Below are 14015 nucleotides of genomic sequence, written 5' to 3'. Positions count from 1 at the left end.
AAACGGTCCCGCGATTATAGCTGCCTGACTTTACCGGCTTTGTCATGAAGGGTACGCAGCGCGCGGTGCACATCCCTCGCGTTAGCCATTCGGACGAATGTTCGCCGGGCGCTGCCCTCACCACAATTCTCCTACTGCAAGCGGCCGAACGGTTCGGCGCGATGGAACAGAGGAGGCGGTAATGGGCAGGGAACAGGCGTTGCGCAGATCGGTGCTGGCGGTCACGCGCCGGTACGCAGCGGGAATCGATGTGAGCGAACGGGCGGTGCGCGTGGCGGTGGTGAGCCGGCGGCTGCGGGCGAACGGGCCGGTGTGCGTCGAGCATCTGGAGTCGGTGCCGCTCGACGCGGGGGCGGTGATCAACGGCGATTTCGTCGATCGTCACGCGGTGGCCGCCGCCTTGCGCGAGGCGTTCGGGCGGCTGCCCGCGCGCGGTACGTGGCGCGCGCTGCGTTGCGCGATCGGGCTGCCGGCATCCGCGACGCTGATGACGCGCGTGCCGATTACGCGGCTGATCGAGGCGCACGAGAGCGCGACGGGCGGCCGCGATCCGCTCGGGCTGCTTGAACCGGCCGTGCTCGCCGAAGCCGAGCGCGCGGCGGGCATCGAGCGCGCCGCGCTGGCGGTCGACTGGTCGGTCGAGCCGCAGGACGACGGATGCGCGCAGGTTTCGATTGCGGCGACCGCGCGTCAGCACGTGGAATCGCGTGTCGAGACGGCGGCCATGGCGGGCATCTCGCTGTCCGCGATCGACGGCGAACCCGCTGCCGCACTGCGCGCGATGCGTCACGCGGGCACAATCGAAATCGATTCGCGTGACCATTACATCGCGTGCTGGGTGGACGGGACGGGGCTCTACGCGTGGCTCGTCGGCGAGGACGGCGTGGAGAACGAACTGCGCTATCCGGCGCCCGAATATTCCACCGTCATGGACGCGCTGCGCGATCTGGTCGGCGAGAAGGGGCCGCCTGACTGGGTGTTCATCGGCGGCGATGTCGACTTGCTGACGCGTGCCGATTGCACGCCGTCACAGCTTGCCGAAATCCTGCGTTGCCCTGTGCTGCCGTTCGAATGCGCGCCGTTCTGCAATGGCGCGAGTGCCATCGACGAAACGCTGCGCCACTCGCCGCGCTTTGCGGTCGCGTTCGGACTTGCGCTTCGCGAGGTGATGCAATGACGGGCCTCGTACTGGTCGATGGATTCAACGTGCTGCCGTATCGAATGAAAAAGCGGCGGGAAGCGCGCAGCCGGCGGCTCACGGCGCTCGCCGCCGCTGCGCTCGCGGGCTGCGCGGCCGTCGGCGCGGCGGCGGGCTGGGACGCGCTGGACCGCGCGCGGCTCGACGAGCGGCGCCTGGCGCTCGAAGCGTCCCTACGCGCGTCGGGCGCGAAAGTGGCCGAGCACGGCCGTCTGACCGAAGCCGAAGCGCAGCGGCGCCGCGCGCGCGATACCGCCGCACCGCTCGCCGCGCCGGCCGCGCGCTTTCTCGCGTTGCTCGATGCGCTCGCCGAAGCGCAGCAGGGCGGCGTCGCTTTGCAGCGCGTGTCGCAGCAGACGAACGCGGTCGAACTGGCCGCGTTCGCGTCCGATTCGCAGGCGGCGGCGCGCTGGCTCAAGCTTCTTGAGGCCGTGCGCGGTGTGGAGGCGGTCGAAGTCGTCGAAATGAAGCGGCCGGTTCCGGCGCCGCTGCGTGCAAAAGCGGCGCAGGCGCCCGCTATCGCGAGCGGCTACGAATTCACCGCGCTCGTGCGATGGACGGTCGAGACGCCGGCCGCGCAATCGAAGAAGGCGCTCGTGGCATCGGCGAAAGGGAGGTCGAAATGAGCACGCTTCAGATCAATCTCAACCGGCCGCTTCGCCGTGAGAGCCGTCTCAAGCGACTGATCCTCGAGCCGATCGACCTGTGGAGCCGCAGGCGGATGATTCTCAGCGCGGTTGCGATCGGCGTGATGGTAGGGGTGCTCGGCGTGTACGCGTACCGGACGTCGGGCGCGAGCGGGCTGGACGCTAGTCGCTCGGCGCTCGATGAAGCGCAACAGCGCACGCAGCGAACCAAAAAATGGCTCGACGCCCTGCCGGAGTTGCGCAGGCGCGCGGCCTTGCCGGAGAACGCGTCCGTGCGCTGGAGCATGGCCGACGCGCTGCACGCGGTCTCGACGATCGCCGCGCAAGGCGGGCTGCGGCTCGGCTCCATCATGCCCGTCGCGGCGGCGAAGAGCGGCGCACCGGAGGGCGAGCGGGCGCTGAAGCTGCGGGCGGAGGGCACGTTCGGCGAAGTGCGCCGCTTTCTCGACGCGCTCGGCGCGTTGCCGCGTCTCGTCGTCGCCGATGCCGTGCAGTTGAAGCGCGGGCCGGATTCGCTGACGTTCGACGCGACGTTGCGCGTTTTCGACACGCTGCCAGCGCTTGCGCGCCGTGCGAACGCCGACGCTCGCGATGCCTCCCTCATCGATCCGTTCGGCAAGGCAAGCCCCGCGTCCGGACCGGCGGGCGACATGCTGCTCGTCGGGACGCTGCTCGGCCGCGAGCGCGCGATGGCGCTGATCGAGACGGCGAAGGGCGTCGATGGCTTTGCGATCGGCCAGATGATCGGTGACGAACGGCTCGGTCGCGTCCACGCTCGTTCGATCGACGTTTCACGCGACGGCGGCGGCTCGCGTTCGGTGTCATTCGGGGAGGATCGCCCATGAAAGCGCATGCATTGACGAAGACGCGGCGGCGAACGCTCGCCATCGCCGCCGTTCTGCTGTGCCGGGCGCTCGCCGCCGAAAGCGCGGTTCCACCGCTGCCGCCGCTGCCCTCGTTGAACGATACGCTGCCGACCGACCAGTTCGCCGTCGACACGACCGTGCCGCCGGTTCCTGTTGTGACATCGACCGAACCGGCCGACGCCGACGCGCCGGATTCAGCGTGGCTCGCGCCCGCCGAGAAGCCCGCCGCACCGGCGTCTCCTGCGGCCGCGAATGCCGCGTCCACCGACGCAGCGCCGCCGCTGGAAGGTCCGCCCGTGCCGCTGCCGCCGCTCCAGCGCTTGAGCCGCGCCGATACGTCGCCGGCGAACGCAGCCGGCGACGGCAAGCCGGTCACGCTGAACCTGAAAAACGCCGATTTGCCCGCGGTGCTTCAGACGTTCGCGAAATTCTCGGGATTGAACATCGTCGCGAGCGAAAAGATTCGCGGATTCGTCACGATCAATCTGACGAACGTGCCGTGGCGGCGCGCCTTCGACACGCTGCTCGAAGTGAACGGCCTCGCGATGGAGCGCCACGGCGACGTGATCTGGGTCGCGCCGCTCACGGAACTGGCGGCGCGCGAAAAGCTGCGCTTCGAGGCGCACGCGCGCGCGGCCGACCTCGAACCGCTCGCCAGCCGCACGTTCGCGCTGCGCTATCCGCGCGCCGACGACGTCAGGAAGCTCCTGACAGGCGCGGGCAGCCAGCGCGTGCTGTCCAAGCGCGGCTCGGCGATGGCGGATCCGCGCACCAATCTGCTCTTCGTCACCGACCTGGACGCGCGCATCGCGCAGATCGCCGAGCTGATCGCGCGCATCGACAAGCCGACGCCGCAGGTGATGATCGAGGCACGGATCGTCGAGGGCGACGCCGGCTTTTCGCGCAATCTGGGCGTCAAGCTGTCGATGACGGCGCCCGGCGATTCGCCGCGCGGCATCGTGGGCGGCAAGGACGGCGCGATCTACGACCTGTCGGCGCGGCCGATTTCCGGTTTCGACGCCGCGACGGCCGGTCTCACGCTGTTCGCCGCGCAGGCGACGCGGCTCCTGAACGTCGAACTGAGCGCGCTGGAGGCGGAGGGACGCGGGCAGATCGTGTCGAGTCCGCGCGTCATCACGGCGGATCGCGTGAAGGCGCTCGTCGAGCAGGGGACGGAGCTTCCTTATCAGGCAAAGGTCGGAAACGGCGTGTCGGGGGTGCAGTTTCGGCGCGCTGCGCTCAAACTGGAGGTCGAACCGCAGATCACGCCGCATGGGCGCGTGATCCTGGACCTGGACGTCTCGAAGGACAGCGTCGGCGAGGAGACAGCCGCCGGGCCCGCGATCAACACGAAACACGTGCAGACGCGCGTCGAAGTGGAAGACGGCGGGACAGTGGCGATCGGCGGCATCTATTCCGCAGACGAGAGAGACGACGTGACGGGCGTGCCGTTGCTGTCGAAAATCCCGGTTGTCGGCTGGCTTTTCAGGCACGACGCGCGACGCAGTTCGAAGAGCGAGCTGGTGATCTTCATCACGCCGCACGTCGTGACGCCGCCCGGCTGACGAAGCCCGCCGGAAGGGCGCGCAGACTCGACAAAGCGGGCGGTTTGCCCTTAAGCTGCCGCACGAACAAAATTCAGATTCACCTTAAAGGAACCGAGTTGCAGGCCGGGCACGCGAACGCGAACATCTTTTTTGTCGGACTCATGGGGGCGGGAAAAACCACCGTGGGCCGTGCGGTTGCGCGCCGTCTGCAGCGATCGTTCATCGATTCCGACCACGAGATCGAGGCGCGCACCGGCGCGAGGATTCCGGTCATCTGGGAACTGGAAGGCGAGGAAGGATTCCGGCAGCGGGAGGCGAGCATCATCGACGAATTGTCGCAGCGCGACGGCATCGTGCTCGCGACCGGCGGCGGCGCGGTATTGCGCCCGGAAAATCGCGAAAATCTGAAAAATCGCGGCATCGTTGTTTATCTGCGCGCAAATCCGCACGATCTCTGGCAGCGCACGCGGCGTGACAAGAATCGCCCGCTGCTGCAGACCGACGATCCGCGCGGCAAGCTCGAAGCGCTCTTCACGACGCGCGATCCGCTTTATCACGACTGCGCGCATTTCGTCGTCGAAACCGGGCGTCCGACCGTGAACGCACTCGTCAATATGGTCCTGATGCAACTGGAGATGGCCGGCGTCGTCAAACCGGCTGAGTCATAATGTCCGCCATGATTACCGTCAACGTCGAACTGGGCGAGCGCGCCTATCCCATCCATATCGGTGCCGATCTCATCGGGCGGACCGAACTCTTCGCGCCGCACATCGCGGGATTGTCGGTCGCGATCGTCACCAATTCCACCGTCGATCCGCTTTACGGCGAGACGCTGCGCGCCGCGCTCGCGCCGCTCGGCAAGAAGGTGACGACCGTCGTCCTGCCGGACGGCGAAGCGCACAAGAACTGGGAAACGCTCAACCAGATCTTCGATTCGCTGCTGACCGAACGCGCCGACCGCAAGACGACGCTGATCGCGCTCGGCGGTGGTGTCGTCGGGGACATGACGGGTTTTGCCGCGGCGTGCTACATGCGCGGCGTGCCGTTCATCCAGGTGCCGACCACGCTGCTCTCGCAAGTCGATTCGTCGGTGGGCGGCAAGACGGGGATCAACCATCCGCTCGGCAAGAACATGATCGGCGCGTTCTACCAGCCGCAAGCCGTGATCGCCGACATCGGCGTGTTGCGCAGCCTGCCGCAACGCGAACTCGCCGCCGGCCTTGCCGAAGTCATCAAGACGGGCGCGATCGCGGACGCGGAATTCTTCCAGTGGATCGAAGCGAACATCGACGCGCTCAACCGCTGCGATGCGCAAGCGCTCGCGCACGCGGTCAAGCGTTCGTGCGAGATCAAGGCGTCGGTCGTCGCCGCTGACGAACGCGAAGGCGGCCTGCGCGCGATCCTCAATTTCGGCCACACCTTCGGCCACGCGATCGAAGCCGGACTCGGCTACGGCGAATGGCTGCACGGCGAGGCGGTCGGCTGCGGGATGGTGATGGCGGGCGACCTGTCGGTGCGGCTCGGCAAGCTCGACGAAGCGTCGCGCCGGCGTCTCGTCGACGTGATCGCGGCGGCGAAGCTGCCGGTCAAGGCGCCCGTGCTCGGCGCGGATCGCTATATCGACCTGATGAAGGTGGACAAAAAGGCCGAGGCGGGCGAGATCAAATTCATCCTGCTGACGCGCTTCGGCGACACGCAGATCACGAACGCACCCGACGACGCGGTGCGCGCGACACTCGCGGCCAGCGTCTGAGCGCGCGCGCGGCGGCCGGAACACGATGATGATGCGGAGCAGCCGGTGAGCGATACAGAACGAAAGATGTCCGTGGGCACGCCCGCAGCGTTCGCGCTGGAAGCGCATCTCGCCGCCTACGCCGCGCATTCCGAGACCTCACGCGGCCGCCGCTTTCCCGAGACGCCGCCTTCGGCTCGCACCGAGTTCCAGCGCGATCGCGATCGCATCGTGCATTCCACGGCGTTCCGCCGGCTTGAATACAAGACGCAGGTCTTCGTGAATCACGAAGGCGACCTGTTCCGCACGCGCCTCACGCATAGTCTCGAAGTCGCGCAGATCGCGCGGTCGGTGGCGCGTAATCTGCGCGTGAACGAAGACCTCGTCGAAGCGATTTCGCTCGCGCACGATCTCGGCCACACGCCGTTCGGCCATGCAGGCCAGGATGCGCTGCACGAATGCATGCGCGATCATGGCGGTTTCGAGCACAATCTGCAGAGTCTTGCCGTCGTCGACCAGCTCGAAGAGCACTACGGCGCGTTCAACGGCCTCAACCTCTGTTTCGAAACCCGCGAAGGCATCCTCAAGCATTGCTCGCGCGAGAACGCGCGCAAGTTGGGCGAACTCGGCGAGCGCTTTCTCAGCGGCAGGCAGCCGTCGATCGAAGCGCAGATCGCGAACGTCGCCGACGAAATCGCGTACAACAATCACGACGTCGACGACGGCCTGCGCTCCGGCTTCATCACGCTCGACCAGTTGGCCGAAGTGAGCCTGTGGCAGACGCATCACGAGGCGGCGAAGAGCGAGTTTCCGAGCATCGACGGGCGGCGGCTGATCCACGAGACGATTCGCCGCATCATCAACACGCTGATCGTCGATTTAATCGACACGACGAGCCTGCATCTCGCGCGCGTGCGCCCCGAGTCGATCGACGACGTGCGCAATGCGCCGCCGATCGTCGCGCATAGCGAGGAAATCGCGTCGCAGGCCGCCGCGCTCAAGCGCTTCCTGTTCAAGAACCTGTATCGCCATTACCGCGTGATGCGCATGGCGAACAAGGCGCAGCGCGTCGTGACCGGCCTCTTCGAGGCGTTCACCGACGACCCGCGTCTCTTGCCGCCCCCGTATCAGGCGCGCGGCCCGGTGGCGGAGGAATCGGCGAACGATCCAGCCGCGCCCACTTACGACAGTTCGCAGGCGCGGCTAATCGCGCACTACATCGCGGGCATGACCGATCGCTATGCATTGAAGGAATATCAACGCCTGTTTGTCATCGACGATAACTAGAATCGGCGCTTTTTCCATGCGGCTCCTGCCGCATGGGCGTCCGCTTCACCAAAACGGAGACGTATCGATGAGTTTCAAGCCCTTGTTTCGCTCGATTTCCGCCGCCGCCGTGCTCGCGTTCGGCGCCAGCACGGCCGCGCAAGCCGCGACGGAAATCCAGTTCTGGCACGCGATGGAAGCCGCGCTCGGCGAACGCGTGAACGACATCGCGAACGATTTCAACGCGTCGCAGAGCGACTACAAGATCGTACCGGTGTTCAAGGGCACCTACGACCAGACGCTCGCCGCGGGCATCGCCGCGTATCGCAGCGGCAACGCGCCCGCGATCCTGCAGGTCTATGAAGTCGGCACGGCCACGATGATGCAGGCGAAGAAGGCCGTGATTCCCGTATCGGACGTGTTCAAGCAGGCAGGCGTGCCGCTCGACGAAAAGACGTTCGTGCCGACCATCGCCGGCTATTACAGCGACGCGAAAACCGGCCATCTGATCTCGATGCCGTTCAACAGTTCGACGCCCGTTCTCTACTACAACAAGGAAGCGTTCAAGAAGGCCGGCCTTGACCCGAATCAGCCGCCGAAGACCTGGGCCGACGTGGAAGCCGACGCGAAGAAGCTGAAGGCGTCGGGGTTGTCGTGCGGCTATTCGTCGGGATGGCAAAGCTGGATCCAGCTCGAAAACTACAGCGCGTGGCACGCCGCGCCCTTCGCGACGAAGAACAACGGCTTCGACGGCGCCGACGCCAAGCTCGAATTCAACAAGCCGTTGCAGGTCGCGCATATCCAGTTCCTGCAGGACATGGCGAAGGAAGGCACGTTCACCTACGTCGGCCGCAAGGACGAGCCCGTCTCGAAGTTCTATAGCGGCGATTGCGGGATCATCACCAACTCGTCCGGCTCGCGCGCGACCATCAAGAAGTACGCGAAGTTCGATTTCGGCGTCGGCATGATGCCTTACGACGCGAGCGTGAAGGGCGCGCCGCAGAACGCGATCATCGGCGGCGCGAGCCTCTGGGTGCTCGCGGGCAAGGACCCGGCGGTCTACAAGGGCGTCGCGAAGTTCCTCGCGTATCTCAGTTCGGCGCCGGTCGCCGCGAAGTGGCATCAGGACACGGGCTACCTGCCGGTGACGACCGCCGCCTACGATCTCACGAAAAGCCAGGGCTTCTACGACAAGAATCCCGGCGCCGACGTCGCGATCAAACAGATGCTGAACAAGCCACCGCTGCCGTATACCAAGGGCCTGCGCCTCGGAAACATGCCGCAAATCCGCACGGTCGTCGACGAGGAACTCGAACAGGTCTGGGCGCAGAAGAAGTCGCCGAAGGACGCGCTCGATTCGTCCGTCTCGCGCGGCGACGACTTGCTGCGCCGTTTCGAGAAAGCCGGCAGCTAGGTTCAGCGCGGCCGGGCTCAGTTGAAGCCCGGCCGCTCATCTTTCGCGCTTCAGGAATCGTCGATGGAAAAGCGGTCTCGTTTCAACACGAGCGTGTTGCCGTATCTGCTGGTCGCGCCGCAACTCGCGATCACGGCGCTCTTCTTTCTGTGGCCCGCGGGCGAAGCGCTCTGGCAGGCGACGCAGAGTCAGGACGCGTTCGGCACGTCGAGCGAATTCGTCGGGCTCGCCAACTTCAGGCAGCTCTTCAACGATCCGCTCTACTTGTCGTCGTTCAATACGACGCTGATTTTCTGCTCGCTCGTCACGGTGTCCGGGCTCGTCATTTCGCTGCTGCTCGCCGCGTGCGCCGACCGCGTCACGCGCGGCGCGAAGGCGTATCAGACGCTTCTGATCTGGCCGTATGCGGTCGCGCCCGCCATCGCCGCTGTGCTGTGGTCGTTTCTCTTCAACCCGAGCATCGGGCTTGTGACGTACGCGCTCTCGAAATACGGCATCGTTTGGAATCACGCGCTGAACGGCTCGCAGGCGATGTTCCTCGTCGTGCTCGCGTCGGTGTGGAAGCAGGTCAGCTACAACTTCCTGTTCTTCTACGCGGGCTTGCAGGCGATTCCGCGCTCGCTGATCGAAGCCGCCGCCATCGACGGCGCCGGTCCCGTGCGGCGCTTCTTCGGCATCGCGCTGCCGCTGCTTTCGCCGACGAGCTTCTTCCTGCTCGTCGTGAACCTCGTGTATTCGTTCTTCGACACCTTCCCGGTAATCGACGCAGCGACGGGCGGCGGCCCGGCGCAATCGACGAAGACGCTCATCTACAAGATCTTCGCCGAAGGTTTCCAGGGACTCGACATCGGCAGTTCGGGCGCGCAGTCGGTCGTGCTGATGGCGATCGTGGTCGGCTTGACGGTCATCCAGTTCCGCTTCGTCGAGCGCAGGGTGCAATACTCATGATCGAAAATCGACGCGGTTTCAATATCTTCTGCCATGCGGTGCTGATCGTCGGCGTGGTGCTCGTCGTGTTTCCGGTGTACGTCGCGTTCTGCGCGGCCACGATGAACGAGAAGGAAGTGTTCAGCGTGCCACTCTCGCTGATTCCGAGCACGCATCTGTTCGAGAACATCGCGAACATCTGGACGCGCGGCAGCGGCAACGCGGCCGCGCCGTTCGGGCGCATGCTGGCGAATAGCCTCGTGATGGCGCTCGTCATTTCCATCGGCAAGATCGCCGTGTCGATGATCTCGGCCTACGCGATCGTATTCTTCCGCTTTCCGTTCAAGAATCTCGCGTTCTGGCTGATCTTCGTCACGCTGATGCTGCCCGTCGAAGTGCGCATCTTTCCGACGGTGCAAGTCGTCTCGTCGATGCATCTTTCCAACACCTATGCGGGGCTCACCCTGCCGCTGATCGCATCGGCGACGGCGACGTTCCTGTTCCGCCAGTTCTTCATGACGCTGCCGGACGAACTGATGGAGGCGGCGCGCATCGACGGCGCGGGGCCGCTGCGCTTCTTCTGGGACGTCGTGCTGCCGCTCTCGAAGACGAACATCGCCGCGCTCTTCGTCATCACGTTCATCTACGGCTGGAACCAGTATTTGTGGCCGATCCTGATCACGAGCCAGCAGTCGTTGCAGACGGCGGTGGTCGGCATCAAGAGCATGATCGCTTCCGGCGATACCGCCACCGAATGGCACCTCGTGATGAGCGCGACGCTGCTCGCGATGCTGCCGCCGCTCGTCGTCGTGCTGACGATGCAGCGCTGGTTCGTGCGCGGGCTCGTCGACTCGGAAAAATAATCGGAGACCTATCAGACATGATTCTCGAAATCGCGCAGTTGCCCGTGAAAGCGGGCGAAGAAGCCGCGTTCGAAGCGGCATTTGAAGAAGCGCAGAAGATCATCGCGGCGCAACCGGGTTATCGCTCGCACGAACTCGCGCGCGGCGCCGACGCGAACAACGGTTCGCGTTACGTGCTGCTCGTGCGTTGGGATTCGGTCGAGGCGCACGATCCGGGTTTCCGGCAATCCGCCGATTATCAAAAGTGGCGCGAGTTGCTGCATCGCTTCTACGAACCCGGCATCGCGGTCGCGCATTTCGCGACGGTCGCGGGCAGGCTCGAGAGCTAGTCGATGGCCGCTCTGACTCTGAACGCCGTCAAGAAAACCTACGACGGCAAGCAGTTCGTGTTGCACGGCATCGACGTCGCGGTCGAGGATGGCGAGTTCGTCGTGATGGTCGGGCCGTCGGGATGCGGTAAATCGACGCTCTTGCGCATGGTCGCGGGACTCGAAAGCGTGTCGGAAGGCACGATCTCGATTGGCGGCAAGGTCGTGAACAAGCTGGAGCCGAAGGATCGCGACATCGCGATGGTGTTCCAGAACTACGCGCTCTACCCCCACATGAGCGTCGCGCAGAACATGGCGTATGCGCTGAAGATCGGCGGCGTGGATCGCGCGACCATCGACAAGCGCGTCGCCAATGCCGCGCGCATTCTCGAACTCGAGCCGCTCCTCGCGCGCAAGCCGCGCGAGTTGTCCGGCGGCCAGCGGCAGCGCGTCGCGATGGGCCGCGCGATCGTGCGCGAACCGGCCGTGTTTCTCTTCGACGAACCGCTCTCGAATCTCGACGCCAAGCTGCGCGTGCAGATGCGCCTCGAGATCCAGCGCCTGCATGCGCGTCTCGCGACCACGAGCCTCTACGTCACGCACGATCAGATCGAAGCGATGACGCTCGCGCAACGCGTGATCGTGATGAATCGCGGACGCGCCGAGCAGATTGGCCCGCCGACCGAAGTCTACGAGCGGCCGGCGACGGTGTTCGTCGCGAGTTTCATCGGCTCGCCGGCGATGAATCTGCTCGAAGGACGCGTGTCGGAGGATGGTTCGGCGTTCGAAGTGGCGGGCAACGGTCCGAAGTTGCCGCTGGCGGGCGCGCAGGGCATAACGCGCGAGATGAACGGACGCGAATGGATTGTCGGCATTCGGCCCGAACATATGACGCCGGGTCAGCCGGGCGTCGCGCATGTGGCGCTCGACGTCGATTCGTGCGAACTGCTCGGCGCCGACAATCTTGCGCACGGCAAGTGGGGCAAGCACGATGTCGCGGCGCGCTTGCCGCACGCGCATCGTCCGGCGCGCGGAGAGGCGCTGCAGGTCGCGCTGCCGGCGCATCGCCTGCATTTCTTCGATCCGGCGACCGGCCTGCGCGCGAATTGATGCATGACGGAGGCACGATCATGAGAACCTGGCCCTATCCCCGCATCGTCGCGCATCGCGGCGGCGGCAAGCTCGCGCCGGAGAACACGCTGGAAGCTATCGACACTGGCGCGCGGCTCGGTCTGAAGATGATCGAATTCGACGCGAAGCTTTCCGCCGACAACATCGTGTTCCTGCTGCACGATGACGACGTCGATCGCACGTCGAACGGACACGGCGCGGCGAAGTCGATGAGCTACGCGCAACTCGCGCACCTCGACGCGGGAAGCTGGTTCGACGCGGATTTCGCGAACGCGCGCATGCCGACCCTCGGACAAGTGGCCGCGCGCTGCGCGCAGCATGGACTGGCGGCCAACGTCGAGATCAAGCCGTGCGAGGGGCGCGACGTGGACACAGGGCGTATCGTCGCGCAGGAGGCGGCGCGCCTGTGGAGCGATCAGGGGCCGCTGCCGCTGCTGTCGTCGTTTTCATTCGCGGCGCTGGAGGCCGCGTTGGAGGCCGCGCCCGGACTGCCGCGCGGCATGCTCTACGAGGCGATTCCGCACGATTGGCGGTCGCAGACCGCGGCACTTGCGTGCGTGTCGCTGCACGCGGATCACCGCCGGCTGGACGAAGCGCTCGTCGGCGAAATCAAGGATTCGGGGCTGCGGATTCTTGCCTACACGGTCAACGACCCCGAGCGCGTGCGCGAACTTGCGCGATGGGGTGTCGATGCGATCTGCACGGACCGCATCGACATCATTGGCGCGGACTTCCTCGACTAGCCGAACCGGGCTCGAACCGTCGTGTCAGCGCGCGCGGGCCAGCAGCACGCCCGCCACCAGCGCGAGTCCGCCGACGAGCGCAATCGTCTGCCAGGGTTTCTCGTGGATGTAGGCGTCGGCGTCCGTGAACGCCGCGTTCGCGCGCTCACGCATCGCGAGATGCGTGTCGTTCAAGCGCGTGCGCGCCGTATCGAGACGGTTCTTGATTTGAGAGCGCAACACGGCGGCATCGGCCGATGCGCCGTTCGTGAGCGTGTCCTCGAGTTCCGAAAGCAGCGTGCGCAGCTCGCTGCCAATATCCTCTGCTGCCTCGCGACCATGACGCGCCATGCGGCGTGCCCGACGGCTGGTCGAACTCCAGGAATCTCCGATGGCGCCGCGCGTATTGGGAAGTGCGTTCATAGAATCGCTCCGTCGATGGATGAATCGTGGATGGGCCGCTCTGTGCGGTGGGAAAACCCGTTTAGCAGCAAGTTGGATGCCGGTTCACCGCCGACGTTCAACGGAACGTCGACAACGGCCGCGATCGCCGCGCGCGTCGCGTGAGCTTGCGCGTCGTGCGTAAGAAATGCAATCGACTGCACGGCGTCCAGTCACATTTACAAGATGCGCGCGCAAACGAAAACGCCGCCATTGCATGCAGTGGCGGCGTCGAAGAGTGCAGGCCGTCGGCACGGCAAGCAATCTGCTTTAGAACTTGTAGCCGACTTTCAGGTACGTCACGATCGGATTGAGCGTAATCCGCGCTTCCGACTTCACATTGAGCGTGCCCACGGGCGTCTGCGCCTGCGAGCTGAGCTTGGCGGTGGCCTTCATCGGAATGTAGGAGACGGAGAGTCCCGCGAACCAGTGCTCGGTGAACGCGTAATTGAAGCCCACATTAAAAACAGGCGCCCACGAACTATCCGTGTCGACGCTGGTCGGACCATGCAGCACGCCACTCTCGAACGAACTGTTCGTGATCTTGGCGTCCGTGAACCACGTCCGGGTCACGCCGATACCGACGTATGGGCGAAACTTCGATTGCGGGCTAAGAAAGGAATACTTGAACAGCAGCGTCGGGCTCCACTGCTTGGCGGTCCCGAGCGTGCCGTAATGTTCGAGCGAGCCGGTGCCTTTCAGATCGAACTTGGGGGGAATCCCCATTTCGAGTTCTGCGGCAATATGGTCGGTGATGAAGTAGCCGACGGTGAAACCGGCGGTGTCGGCGTCAGAGAGTCCGGCGCCCGTGCCCGGAACGCTGATATTGACGGGAGTTCCGCCTACACTTGTTTCTTTGAGCGGACCGCTGCTGTCCTGCGGTGCAAGATGAAACCAGCCTGTCGTAACGTAGATGGACCCTGCGGATTGCGCGTGAGCTGCCGTCGATATGC

15 protein-coding genes are annotated in these 14015 nt (G+C 65.2%); 13 read left to right on the top strand and 2 right to left on the bottom strand.

The annotated features are described in order from the left end of the window. Positions 1–181: 181 nt before the first annotated feature. The 13 genes from pilM (at position 182) to ugpQ (ending at position 12642) form a co-directional block, all read left to right on the top strand. Positions 182–1177, top strand: a complete 996-nt coding sequence (gene pilM / locus QCE48_RS13725; protein ID WP_309787172.1) for a pilus assembly protein PilM — start codon at positions 182–184, stop codon at positions 1175–1177. Continuing rightward, a complete protein-coding gene (locus QCE48_RS13720; protein ID WP_309787173.1) occupies positions 1174–1824 on the top strand; it encodes a PilN domain-containing protein in 651 nt (216 codons plus the stop codon). Before pilM ends, QCE48_RS13720 begins: the two co-directional genes overlap by 4 nt. Beyond that, positions 1821–2690, top strand: coding sequence for a type 4a pilus biogenesis protein PilO (gene pilO / locus QCE48_RS13715; RefSeq protein ID WP_309787174.1), 870 nt, complete (start codon positions 1821–1823; stop codon positions 2688–2690). Before QCE48_RS13720 ends, pilO begins: the two co-directional genes overlap by 4 nt. Beyond that, complete coding sequence (locus QCE48_RS13710) at positions 2687–4276, top strand: type IV pilus secretin PilQ (protein ID WP_309787175.1); 1590 nt, start codon at positions 2687–2689, stop codon at positions 4274–4276. Before pilO ends, QCE48_RS13710 begins: the two co-directional genes overlap by 4 nt. A 98-nt stretch (positions 4277–4374) precedes the next feature. Beyond that, positions 4375–4926, top strand: a complete 552-nt coding sequence (gene aroK / locus QCE48_RS13705) for a shikimate kinase AroK (RefSeq protein WP_116566355.1) — start codon at positions 4375–4377, stop codon at positions 4924–4926. Further along, positions 4926–6011, top strand: coding sequence for a 3-dehydroquinate synthase (gene aroB / locus QCE48_RS13700; RefSeq protein ID WP_309787176.1), 1086 nt, complete (start codon positions 4926–4928; stop codon positions 6009–6011). The genes aroK and aroB overlap by 1 nt, the downstream gene beginning before the upstream one ends. A 66-nt stretch (positions 6012–6077) precedes the next feature. Continuing rightward, positions 6078–7277: a deoxyguanosinetriphosphate triphosphohydrolase gene (locus tag QCE48_RS13695; protein ID WP_404983340.1), complete on the top strand. Its 1200-nt coding sequence runs from the start codon at positions 6078–6080 to the stop codon at positions 7275–7277. A 67-nt stretch (positions 7278–7344) separates the two neighbouring features. Further along, complete coding sequence (gene ugpB, locus QCE48_RS13690) at positions 7345–8670, top strand: sn-glycerol-3-phosphate ABC transporter substrate-binding protein UgpB (RefSeq protein WP_309787178.1); 1326 nt, start codon at positions 7345–7347, stop codon at positions 8668–8670. Positions 8671–8733: 63 nt separating this feature from the next. Next, positions 8734–9618: a sn-glycerol-3-phosphate ABC transporter permease UgpA gene (gene ugpA, locus QCE48_RS13685; RefSeq protein ID WP_087632545.1), complete on the top strand. Its 885-nt coding sequence runs from the start codon at positions 8734–8736 to the stop codon at positions 9616–9618. Beyond that, complete coding sequence (ugpE, locus tag QCE48_RS13680) at positions 9615–10460, top strand: sn-glycerol-3-phosphate ABC transporter permease UgpE (protein ID WP_309787180.1); 846 nt, start codon at positions 9615–9617, stop codon at positions 10458–10460. The genes ugpA and ugpE overlap by 4 nt, the downstream gene beginning before the upstream one ends. Positions 10461–10477: 17 nt before the next feature. Further along, a complete protein-coding gene (locus QCE48_RS13675; protein ID WP_309787182.1) occupies positions 10478–10789 on the top strand; it encodes an antibiotic biosynthesis monooxygenase in 312 nt (103 codons plus the stop codon). Between the two features lie 3 nt (positions 10790–10792). Then, positions 10793–11878 (top strand): sn-glycerol-3-phosphate import ATP-binding protein UgpC, encoded by a 1086-nt coding sequence (locus tag QCE48_RS13670; RefSeq protein WP_309787183.1) that lies wholly within the window; start codon positions 10793–10795, stop codon positions 11876–11878. Between the two features lie 20 nt (positions 11879–11898). Next, positions 11899–12642 carry a glycerophosphodiester phosphodiesterase gene (ugpQ, locus tag QCE48_RS13665; RefSeq protein WP_309787184.1) on the top strand — a complete coding sequence of 248 codons (744 nt, stop codon included), beginning with the start codon at positions 11899–11901 and terminating at the stop codon, positions 12640–12642. A 24-nt stretch (positions 12643–12666) separates the two neighbouring features. On the opposite strand, the gene QCE48_RS13660 is transcribed toward ugpQ, so the two are convergent. Continuing rightward, positions 12667–13044: a DUF883 family protein gene (locus QCE48_RS13660; RefSeq protein ID WP_309787185.1), complete on the bottom strand. Its 378-nt coding sequence runs from the start codon at positions 13042–13044 to the stop codon at positions 12667–12669. Positions 13045–13332: 288 nt separating this feature from the next. Continuing rightward, positions 13333–14013, bottom strand: a complete 681-nt coding sequence (locus QCE48_RS13655; RefSeq protein WP_309794170.1) for an OmpW family outer membrane protein — start codon at positions 14011–14013, stop codon at positions 13333–13335. Positions 14014–14015 lie beyond the last annotated feature (2 nt).

The organism is Caballeronia sp. LZ024 (assembly GCF_031451455.1).
Taxonomy (GTDB): Bacteria; Pseudomonadota; Gammaproteobacteria; order Burkholderiales; family Burkholderiaceae; genus Caballeronia; species Caballeronia telluris.
The sequence above is the reverse complement of the archived record's forward strand: the minus strand, read 5'-3'. Positions and strand labels throughout refer to the sequence as shown.

What these genes read in the sequence shown, in the direction of transcription:
- pilM (WP_309787172.1), top strand. Translation starts at nt 182, where the DNA reads ATGGGCAGGGAACAGGCGTTGCGCAGATCGGTGCTGGCGGTCACGCGC.
- QCE48_RS13720 (WP_309787173.1), top strand. Translation starts at nt 1,174, where the DNA reads ATGACGGGCCTCGTACTGGTCGATGGATTCAACGTGCTGCCGTATCGA.
- pilO (WP_309787174.1), top strand. Translation starts at nt 1,821, where the DNA reads ATGAGCACGCTTCAGATCAATCTCAACCGGCCGCTTCGCCGTGAGAGC.
- QCE48_RS13710 (WP_309787175.1), top strand. Translation starts at nt 2,687, where the DNA reads ATGAAAGCGCATGCATTGACGAAGACGCGGCGGCGAACGCTCGCCATC.
- aroB (WP_309787176.1), top strand. Translation starts at nt 4,926, where the DNA reads ATGTCCGCCATGATTACCGTCAACGTCGAACTGGGCGAGCGCGCCTAT.
- QCE48_RS13695 (WP_404983340.1), top strand. Translation starts at nt 6,078, where the DNA reads ATGTCCGTGGGCACGCCCGCAGCGTTCGCGCTGGAAGCGCATCTCGCC.
- ugpB (WP_309787178.1), top strand. Translation starts at nt 7,345, where the DNA reads ATGAGTTTCAAGCCCTTGTTTCGCTCGATTTCCGCCGCCGCCGTGCTC.
- ugpA (WP_087632545.1), top strand. Translation starts at nt 8,734, where the DNA reads ATGGAAAAGCGGTCTCGTTTCAACACGAGCGTGTTGCCGTATCTGCTG.
- ugpE (WP_309787180.1), top strand. Translation starts at nt 9,615, where the DNA reads ATGATCGAAAATCGACGCGGTTTCAATATCTTCTGCCATGCGGTGCTG.
- QCE48_RS13675 (WP_309787182.1), top strand. Translation starts at nt 10,478, where the DNA reads ATGATTCTCGAAATCGCGCAGTTGCCCGTGAAAGCGGGCGAAGAAGCC.
- QCE48_RS13670 (WP_309787183.1), top strand. Translation starts at nt 10,793, where the DNA reads ATGGCCGCTCTGACTCTGAACGCCGTCAAGAAAACCTACGACGGCAAG.
- ugpQ (WP_309787184.1), top strand. Translation starts at nt 11,899, where the DNA reads ATGAGAACCTGGCCCTATCCCCGCATCGTCGCGCATCGCGGCGGCGGC.
- QCE48_RS13660 (WP_309787185.1), bottom strand. Translation starts at nt 13,044, where the DNA reads ATGAACGCACTTCCCAATACGCGCGGCGCCATCGGAGATTCCTGGAGT.